Origin of the sequence: Pseudomonas sp. P7779 (genome assembly GCF_013386315.1) — a bacterium.
Lineage (GTDB): Bacteria > Pseudomonadota > Gammaproteobacteria > Pseudomonadales > Pseudomonadaceae > Aquipseudomonas.
This window is the reverse complement of sequence record NZ_JACARZ010000101.1, coordinates 21,349-30,093: the sequence shown is the minus strand read 5'-3', so window position 1 is coordinate 30,093 and position 8,745 is coordinate 21,349. Positions and strand designations below refer to the sequence as shown.

The 8,745-nt window shown below is 60.3% G+C and carries 8 protein-coding genes; 4 read left to right on the top strand and 4 right to left on the bottom strand.

What is annotated here, in order from left to right; all coding sequences use genetic code 11:
* Positions 1-42: 42 nt before the first annotated feature.
* Positions 43-513: a DUF1289 domain-containing protein gene (locus HX869_RS26285; RefSeq protein WP_003209237.1), complete on the bottom strand. Its 471-nt coding sequence runs from the start codon at positions 511-513 to the stop codon at positions 43-45.
* 394 nt (positions 514-907) lie between these two features.
* Between HX869_RS26285 and acnB the strand changes: the two genes are divergently transcribed.
* The gene (gene acnB / locus HX869_RS26280; RefSeq protein ID WP_003209239.1) at positions 908-3,508 is read left to right on the top strand and encodes a bifunctional aconitate hydratase 2/2-methylisocitrate dehydratase; all 2,601 of its coding nucleotides are present in this window, start codon (positions 908-910) and stop codon (positions 3,506-3,508) included.
* Positions 3,509-3,541: 33 nt separating this feature from the next.
* On the opposite strand, the gene HX869_RS26275 is transcribed toward acnB, so the two are convergent.
* Positions 3,542-3,964: a MerR family transcriptional regulator gene (locus HX869_RS26275; protein ID WP_008431339.1), complete on the bottom strand. Its 423-nt coding sequence runs from the start codon at positions 3,962-3,964 to the stop codon at positions 3,542-3,544.
* Between the two features lie 69 nt (positions 3,965-4,033).
* Between HX869_RS26275 and HX869_RS26270 the strand changes: the two genes are divergently transcribed.
* The gene (locus HX869_RS26270) at positions 4,034-5,266 is read left to right on the top strand and encodes an NADH:flavin oxidoreductase/NADH oxidase family protein (RefSeq protein WP_178903886.1); all 1,233 of its coding nucleotides are present in this window, start codon (positions 4,034-4,036) and stop codon (positions 5,264-5,266) included.
* Between the two features lie 78 nt (positions 5,267-5,344).
* The gene (poxB, locus tag HX869_RS26265) at positions 5,345-7,069 is read left to right on the top strand and encodes a ubiquinone-dependent pyruvate dehydrogenase (protein WP_008431335.1); all 1,725 of its coding nucleotides are present in this window, start codon (positions 5,345-5,347) and stop codon (positions 7,067-7,069) included.
* Between the two features lie 85 nt (positions 7,070-7,154).
* Here poxB and HX869_RS26260 read toward each other — a convergent pair whose 3' ends face one another.
* A complete protein-coding gene (locus HX869_RS26260; RefSeq protein ID WP_008431334.1) occupies positions 7,155-7,712 on the bottom strand; it encodes an NADPH-dependent FMN reductase in 558 nt (185 codons plus the stop codon).
* A gap of 228 nt (positions 7,713-7,940) precedes the next feature.
* Between HX869_RS26260 and HX869_RS26255 the strand changes: the two genes are divergently transcribed.
* Positions 7,941-8,177: a hypothetical protein gene (locus HX869_RS26255; RefSeq protein ID WP_003209248.1), complete on the top strand. Its 237-nt coding sequence runs from the start codon at positions 7,941-7,943 to the stop codon at positions 8,175-8,177.
* Between the two features lie 4 nt (positions 8,178-8,181).
* Here the strand turns inward: HX869_RS26255 and gspG are convergent, their stop codons facing one another.
* Positions 8,182-8,610, bottom strand: a complete 429-nt coding sequence (gene gspG / locus HX869_RS26250; protein WP_102369043.1) for a type II secretion system major pseudopilin GspG — start codon at positions 8,608-8,610, stop codon at positions 8,182-8,184.
* Between the last annotated feature and the right edge of the window lie 135 nt (positions 8,611-8,745).

Here is an 8,745-nt window from a genome sequence, read left to right as displayed (position 1 = left end):
AACCATAAGCCGCCGTTACCCAAATAACGGATATGTACTCAATCACCCCCCAAACGCATCCCTGAGAAACCCCGGAGCGATATACCGCTGATAATGCGCCTCGGACAAAATAAAAAACTCCCGATCAATCGCATCCCGCAACTCAGGCAAACCCCACTCCCGAAACTCCGGCATCAACACCATCCCATAAGCCTCAAGATTACTGATCACCCGCGCCCCCCGGGCAATCAACTGATAGGCCCAGCAGTACTCCGACTGATGCGGCACAAACCGAATCTTGCGCTGCTCCAGCTGCCCCCGCAGCATTTTAGGGTCAAACACCTCAAGCTTCCCGGCCATCACCTGCACCAACAACTGCTCCAGCCGCAGCCACACCGCACGTTTTTCTTCCTCGTTATACCCGTTCCACTGAATCACCTCATGGTGAAACCGCTTGCACCCCCGGCACACAAGATCGCCGTAAACCGTGGAGCACAGGCCAACGCAGGGGGTCTTGATGGTTTGGTTAGACATGGTCGACAACGCACAAATCAGCGAAACAGTTGCACATGTTAGCCCTTTGTCTAAGGTTGATCACCCTGCAAACTTGGCGCGGCAACTTACGTTTAGAATTTTTTTGCCGTAGAATCATCCGGCCTTGTAAGGCGCCAATAATCCGTTGGAAGCTGTTTTCAAAGCGTCACGAGCACAGTCGTTCCTAAAGAACGGTGTTGGCGATGGTTATTTACCCGGTAAATAGCCAGCGCCAACCCTCATCAGCTCCGTTCTGCAGGCGTAAAACTTTGAAAGCAGCTTCTGTGAGGATTGCCGGCAGCGCTGGCTCTACGGCCCAAAAAGCCCCTGAGCGCATGCGTGCCGTGCATTTCTGGATGAGCGTCCCGTGGGACCACTGATGAGGGTAATAACTGTGCTTGAAGCCTACCGCAAACATATCGAAGAGCGTGCAGCCCTGGGTATCGTTCCCCAGCCGCTTAACGCCGAACAAACCGCAGGCCTGGTCGAGCTGCTGAAAAATCCCCCGGCTGGCGAAGAAGAATTCCTCGTTGACCTGATCACCAACCGCATTCCACCAGGCGTTGACGAAGCTGCCTACGTCAAGGCCGGTTTCCTGTCTGCCCTGGCCAAGGGCGAAGCCACTTCTCCCCTGATCGACAAGAAACGCGCTGTTGAACTGCTCGGCACCATGCAAGGCGGCTACAACATCGTGACCCTGGTCGAGCTGCTGGACGACGCCACCCTGGCCCCCGTCGCTGCCGCCCAACTCAAGCACACCCTGCTGATGTTCGATGCTTTCCACGACGTCGCGGAAAAAGCCAGGAACGGCAACGAACACGCCAAAGCCGTGATCCAGTCCTGGGCCGACGGCGAGTGGTTCAAGAACCGCCCGACCCTGGCCGACAAGATCAGCCTGCGCGTGTTCAAGGTCACCGGCGAAACCAACACCGACGACCTGTCCCCTGCCCCGGACGCCTGGTCCCGCCCTGACATCCCGCTGCACGCCCTGGCCATGCTGAAAATGGCCCGTGAAGGCATCGTGCCGGATGAGCAAGGCAAGACCGGCCCGATGAAGCAGATCGAAGAAATGCGCGGCCAGGGCTTCCCGATCGCCTACGTCGGTGACGTGGTCGGTACCGGTTCGTCGCGTAAATCGGCCACCAACTCGGTACTGTGGTTCTTCGGCGACGACGTGCCTTACGTGCCGAACAAGCGCGCTGGCGGCTTCTGCTTCGGCAGCAAGATCGCTCCAATCTTCTACAACACCATGGAAGATGCCGGCGCACTGCCAATCGAGTTCGACGTTACCAACATGAACATGGGCGACGTGATCGACCTGTACCCGCATGCTGGCAAAGTCACCAAGCACAACAGCGATGAAGTCCTGACCACCTTCGAAATGAAGACTCCGGTCCTGTTGGATGAAGTCCGTGCCGGCGGTCGTATCCCGCTGATCATCGGCCGTGGCCTGACCGAAAAGGCTCGCGCCGAGCTGGGTCTGCCACCTTCGACCCTGTTCAAACTGCCGGAAGCCCCGGCTGAAAGCGACAAGGGCTATACCCTGGCGCAGAAAATGGTCGGCAAGGCCTGCGGCGTGGCTGGCGTTCGTCCAGGCACCTACTGCGAACCGAAGATGACCACCGTCGGCTCCCAGGACACCACCGGTCCCATGACCCGTGACGAACTGAAAGACCTGGCGTGCCTGGGCTTCTCCACCGATCTGGTAATGCAGTCGTTCTGCCATACCGCGGCCTATCCAAAGCCGATCGACGTGACCACCCACCACACCCTGCCTGACTTCATCATGACCCGTGGCGGCGTATCGCTGCGTCCGGGCGACGGCATCATCCACAGCTGGCTGAACCGCATGCTGCTGCCGGACACCGTCGGTACCGGTGGTGACTCCCACACCCGTTTCCCGATGGGCATTTCGTTCCCGGCCGGTTCCGGCCTGGTAGCGTTCGCCGCCGCCACCGGCGTCATGCCGCTGGACATGCCGGAATCGATCCTGGTGCGTTTCAAAGGTGAAATGCAGCCTGGTATCACCCTGCGTGACCTGGTTCACGCCATTCCTTACTACGCGATCCAGGCTGGCCTGCTGACCGTAGAGAAGAAAGGCAAGAAGAACGCTTTCTCCGGCCGTATCCTGGAAATCGAAGGCCTGGACAACCTGAGCATCGAACAAGCCTTCGAGCTGTCCGACGCCTCGGCTGAACGTTCGGCTGCCGGTTGCACCATCAAGCTGTCGAAAGAATCCATCACCGAGTACCTGAACTCCAACATCACCCTGCTGCGCTGGATGATCGGTGAAGGCTACGGCGATGCGCGTACCCTGGAACGTCGTGCCCAAGCGATGGAAGCCTGGGTTGCCAACCCTGAGCTGATGGTTGCCGATGCTGACGCCGAATACGCTGAAATCATCGAGATCGACCTGGCCGACATCAAGGAGCCTGTGCTCTGCGCGCCAAACGATCCGGACGACGCCCGTCTGCTGTCCAGCGTTGCTGGCGAGAAGATCGACGAAGTGTTCATCGGTTCGTGCATGACCAACATCGGTCACTTCCGCGCTGCCGGTAAACTGCTGGATCAGGTCAAGGGTCAGCTGCCAACCCGTCTGTGGCTGTCGCCGCCGACCAAGATGGACGCTCACCAACTGACCGAAGAAGGCTACTACGGCATCTACGGCAAGGCCGGCGCGCGCATGGAAATGCCGGGCTGCTCGCTGTGCATGGGTAACCAGGCACGTGTAGAGCCGAACTCGACCGTTGTGTCGACGTCGACCCGTAACTTCCCGAACCGTCTGGGTGACGGCGCAAACGTCTACCTGGCTTCGGCCGAGCTGGCGTCGGTGGCTTCCATCCTGGGTCGCCTGCCGACCGTCGAGGAGTACATGGAATACGCCGCGAAGATCAACACCATGGCCAGCGACGTGTATCGCTACCTGAGTTTTGACCAGATCGCCGAGTTCCGTGAAATTGCTGCAAGCGCCAACATCCCTGTGGTTCAAGCCTAAGGTTTTGTTGCTGTAAACGAACGCCGCGTATCGTCAGATGCGCGGCGTTTTTTTATGCGCCTCGATTGAGGCCCAGACCTTGTCCTGCGCCTGGGTGCACGGCGTGCCTTCCGGGTGTGCCTGGATTGTGGCGATCACCGCGCGTAACTCTGCCTTGCTCTGGTCCATTCGGGCTTGAAGCTCTTCTATCTGCGCAATCCTGCGCTCAAGCCTCAAGACGATATCGGCGCGTTTCGCCTCGCTCGGCGAATCGTCGGGCATCAGCGCCTTCAACTCCTGCAAGCTGAAACCGGCGCGCTGAGCGCCCTGGATCAATTGCAGCGTCTGCAACGTCTGCATGGGATAACGGCGATAGCCATTACCTTGTCGCTCGACCTGGATCAGCCCCTGGGCTTCGTAAAAACGAATCTTCGAGGCTGCCAAGCCGCTGCGTTCCGCCAGTTCACCAATATTCATCGCCAACCCCATTGACCTTAAAGTGACCTTTAAGCTTAGCCTGAGCGCTCCCAATGTGAGGAGTCAAGCATGTCGCCCTTTGAAGCGTTGCAATTGCCCAACGGCCAGCTCATCAGTAACCGCATCGCCAAGGCGGCGATGGAAGAGAACATGGCGGATGCGAACCAGGCGCCTTCCGAGGCCCTGATGCGCTTGTATCAAGCCTGGGCCGACGGCGAGCCCGGCCTGATCCTGACCGGCAACGTGATGATTGATCGCCGTGCCATGACCGGCCCCGGCGGCGTGGTGCTGGAAGACGAACGTCACCTGGACAAGTTTCGCCAATGGGCCGCGATTGGCCGGGCCAAGGGCGCGCACTTCTGGGTGCAGCTCAACCACCCGGGCCGTCAGACCATGGCCAACCTCGGCCAGCAGGCCCTGGCACCTTCGGCGGTGGCCCTCGATCTCGGCGGCTTTTCGAAGATGTTCGCCCAACCCAAAGCCATGACCGAGGACGATATCCAGGACGTCATCACGCGCTTCGCCACCAGCGCGCGTCTCGCCGAAAAGGCCGGCTTCAGCGGCGCGCAGATTCACGCGGCCCACGGCTACCTGCTCAGCCAGTTTCTCTCGCCCTTGAGCAACCAGCGCACAGACCGCTGGGGCGGCAGCGTTGAAAACCGCGCTCGGCTGTTGCTGGAAGTGATCAAAGCCGTACGCGCCGCCGTGAGCGCGGATTTCTGCGTGGCGGTGAAACTCAACTCCGCCGACTTCCAGCGCGGTGGCTTTGACGCCGCCGACGCCCACGCCGTGGTCGAGCTGCTCAACCCGCTGGCCATCGACCTGCTGGAACTGTCCGGCGGCAGCTACGAAGCCCCGGCCATGCAAGGCGAGGCTCGCGACGGACGCACCCTGGCCCGCGAAGCCTATTTCATCGAGATGGCCAGCGACCTGGCGAAAGTCGCCAACATGCCGGTGATGGTCACCGGCGGCATCCGGCGCTTGCCGATCGTGCAGCAAGTCCTGGACAGCGGCATCGCCATGGCCGGGATCGCCACCGCGCTGACCCTGGAGCCGCACCTGATCAAGCAATGGCGCGCCGGCCGCGATCTCAACCCGCAATTGCCGCCGATCCGCTGGAAGCGCAAACCCCTGGCCAGCCTGGCGAGCATGGCAGTGGTGCGCTATCAGCTTCGCCGCCTGAGCCGTGGCCGCCAGCCGAAACCCGGGGTGACGCCGCTGCTGGCGTTGATAAAAGACCAACTGTTTATCGCCCGCCGCACTCGGCAATATCGCGCTGCGATGACCAATTCTTCACATTGAGCGGGGAGCATTCAGCGCCATGGAACTGTCCTTAACTGATCAGCAGCTTTTTACCCTCACTGACGATTGGAGTTCTTCATGGCGAAAATCACCCTGGCCCAGCAATTGGCGACCACCCTTGAACAGGCGGGCATCAAGCGCATCTGGGGCCTGACCGGCGACAGCCTCAACGGCCTGACCGACTCCCTGCGCACCATGGACAGCATCGAGTGGATGCATGTGCGCCACGAAGAAGTGGCCGCGTTTGCCGCCGGTGCCGAAGCCGCCGCCACCGGCGAGCTGACCGTATGCGCCGGCAGCTGCGGCCCCGGCAACCTGCACTTGATCAATGGCCTGTTCGATTGCCATCGCAACCACGTGCCGGTGCTGGCCATTGCCGCACAGATCCCCTCCTCCGAGATCGGCCTGAACTACTTCCAGGAGACCCATCCCCAGGAGCTGTTCAAGGAGTGCAGCCACTTTATCGAGCTGGTGACCAACCCCGAGCAGATGCCTCACGTGCTGCACCGTGCCATGCGCTCGGCGATCCTCAACCGCGGCGTAGCGGTGGTGGTGATTCCGGGGGATGTGTCACTGTTGGAAGTAGAAGATAAATTCAAACCGTGGCCGGCCCTGCTGGCACCGCGCACGTTGCCGGCGGAACAGGACCTGCAACGCCTCACCGACATCCTCGAACACAGCGGCAAAGTCACCCTGCTGTGCGGCAGCGGCTGTGCCGGCGCCCACGATGAGGTGGTGGCCCTGGCCGACGCCCTCGGCGCGCCCGTGGTGCATGCCCTGCGCGGCAAGGAACATGTGGAGTGGGACAACCCGTTCGACGTCGGCATGACCGGCCTGATCGGCTTCAGCTCCGGCTACCACGCCATGCTCAACTGCGACACGCTGATCATGCTCGGCACCGACTTCCCGTATCGCCAGTTCTACCCGACCGACGCAAAAATTATCCAGGTCGACCGCAACCCACAGGCACTGGGCCGGCGTGCCACGCTGGACCTGGGCATTGCAGCTGACGTCAGCGAGACCATCCAGGCGCTGCTGCCGCGCCTGACCCGCAAGACGGACCGCAGCTTCCTCGAAACCTCGCTCAAGCATTATGAAAAAGCCCGCCAAGGGTTGGATGACCTGGCGGAACCGTCAAAGGCCGGCCGGCCAATTCACCCGCAGTATGTCGCGCGCCTGCTCAGCGAACTGGCGGACGACGACGCAATCTTCACCGCCGACGTTGGCTCGCCGACAGTCTGGGCGGCGCGTTACTTGAAAATGAACGGCAAGCGCCGGTTGATCGGCTCGTTCAACCATGGCTCGATGGCCAACGCCATGCCCCAGGCCATCGGTGCGCAAGCCGCGTTTCCCGGGCGCCAGGTGATTTCGATGTCCGGCGACGGTGGGTTCACCATGCTGATGGGTGACTTCATCAGCCTGGCGCAGCTGAACCTGCCGGTGAAGCTGGTGGTGTTCAACAACTCTTCTTTGGGCTTCGTCGCCATGGAGATGAAAGCGGCGGGCTACCTGGACACCGGCACCGAGCTGAAAAACCCGGACTTTGCCGCCATGTCCAACGCCATGGGCATCCTCGGTATTCGCGTAGAGCAGTCCGAAGACCTGGAACCGGCCCTGCGCCGCGCCCTGGCCCACGACGGCCCGGTGCTGGTGGACGTGGTCACCGCCACCCAGGAACTGGTGATGCCGCCGAGCATCAAGCTGGAACAGGCCAAGGGCTTCAGCCTGTACATGCTCAAGGCGGTGATGAGTGGGCGCGGTGATGAGGTGATCGAGTTGGCGAAAACCAACTGGCTGCGTTAATAGCGCCATAGTGGCCGACCACGCGGCCTGACCGCAGACAAAAAAGACCCCGCTTAAATAGCGGGGTCTTTTTTCGCACGGCTGATCAGCCGTGCTGTTTTTCCACCCACTTGCCATAGGCGTCGATAAACGCCTGCAAAAACGGCTTGGTCTTTTCCGAGACCTTGCCCGACTCATCGAACACGCTGCCCGCACCGCCCAGGTAGGCTTCCGGCTGCTGCATGCACGGCACATCGAGAAACACCAGCGACTGGCGCAAATGGTGATTGGCCCCAAAACCGCCGATGGCGCCGGGGGACACACTGATCACCGCACCCGGCTTGCCGCTGAAGACACTTTGGCCATAAGGACGTGAACCGACGTCAATCGCATTCTTCAATACACCCGGCACGGAGCGGTTGTATTCGGGGGTCACAAACAACACCGCGTCGGATGAACGCACGTGTTGACGGAAAGTACTGTAGGCTGCCGGCGGTGCAGCACCGTCGATGTCCTCGTTGTAGAGCGGCAAATCGCCAATTTCGACAATGTTCAACTTGAGGTTGGCGGGCGCCAACTCGGCCAGTGCCAGGGCGACCTTGCGGTTGATCGACTCTTTTCTCAAGCTGCCGACCAGTACGGCAATCGTGTAGACCTTGCTCATTGGGGTTTCCCGATTTCTGACTTAAGGAGTTTGTAGTTATAGAGCCTGCGCGACGCTATCACCAGCGCGTTTTTGCAATCCCCAGGGACGTTTACACCGCAGATGGATTTGTAAGTAATGTCTGAAAAAGTCAACGAATAGTATTTTTTTTCAATAGGTAAACTACCCCGCTCTCCTACGGTCTACAGAACCGCAAATCGAGTGTTTATCTCCAGAGGTTCTAAACAGATGGCAGCAGTACTTGTCGGACAGTTCCATGCCAGAGACGCGGAAGGTCGCGTTTATTCGGTGCATGAGTTCCAGGAATCCAACCCGCCCCTCGACGGCCTGGCTGGCTCGGCGCCCACCACCACCTACAAGCTGGCCATTGGCGACCGCGTAGAAAAACTGGATGGCGATGAGTTCAGGCTGATTCAGTCGGGCACTATCATCACCCGCGAATCCGCCACGATCCACGCTTCATAAGACTTTATTCCCCATAGGCGATATCAACATTATCGCCGACGCCTCCCAGTGTCCGGTCCTTGCCGAACGAGAACAGATCAAAGTTGGTTTTGGCCTGGCTGGGAGGATAGTGGTACTGATAGGCCACGCCCCAAGGGTCCGTCAGCATGTCCTGATCCTTGAGATAGGGGCCCCGCCACTTCCCTTCTCCCGCTGGCTGAACCGTCAACACCGCCAGCCCCTCGTCGTCGGTAGGATAACGCCCTACATCCTGATGAAACTGCTCGACTGCCTTGCCCAGCTCTTTCAACTGGACCTTGGCCGTGGCGATTTCCGACTGAGTCACGTCGCCGAAGATCCGCGGCCCCACCGCAACCGCCAACACGCCGACCACCAGCACCACCACCAGCAGGTCCCACAACGAAAACCCGCGCGTGTCTGTTTTACCGAGCATCGATAAGGCTCCCCCGTGGATCCTCTGGTTGATACGCCCTTTGTATGACCTGCTGATTGCAGGCGCCAAGGGACTTGATCGTGCAAGTCTAGTTGGGGCGCTGCCGTGGCGGGTCTTTTTTCCACGCCCGGGCCT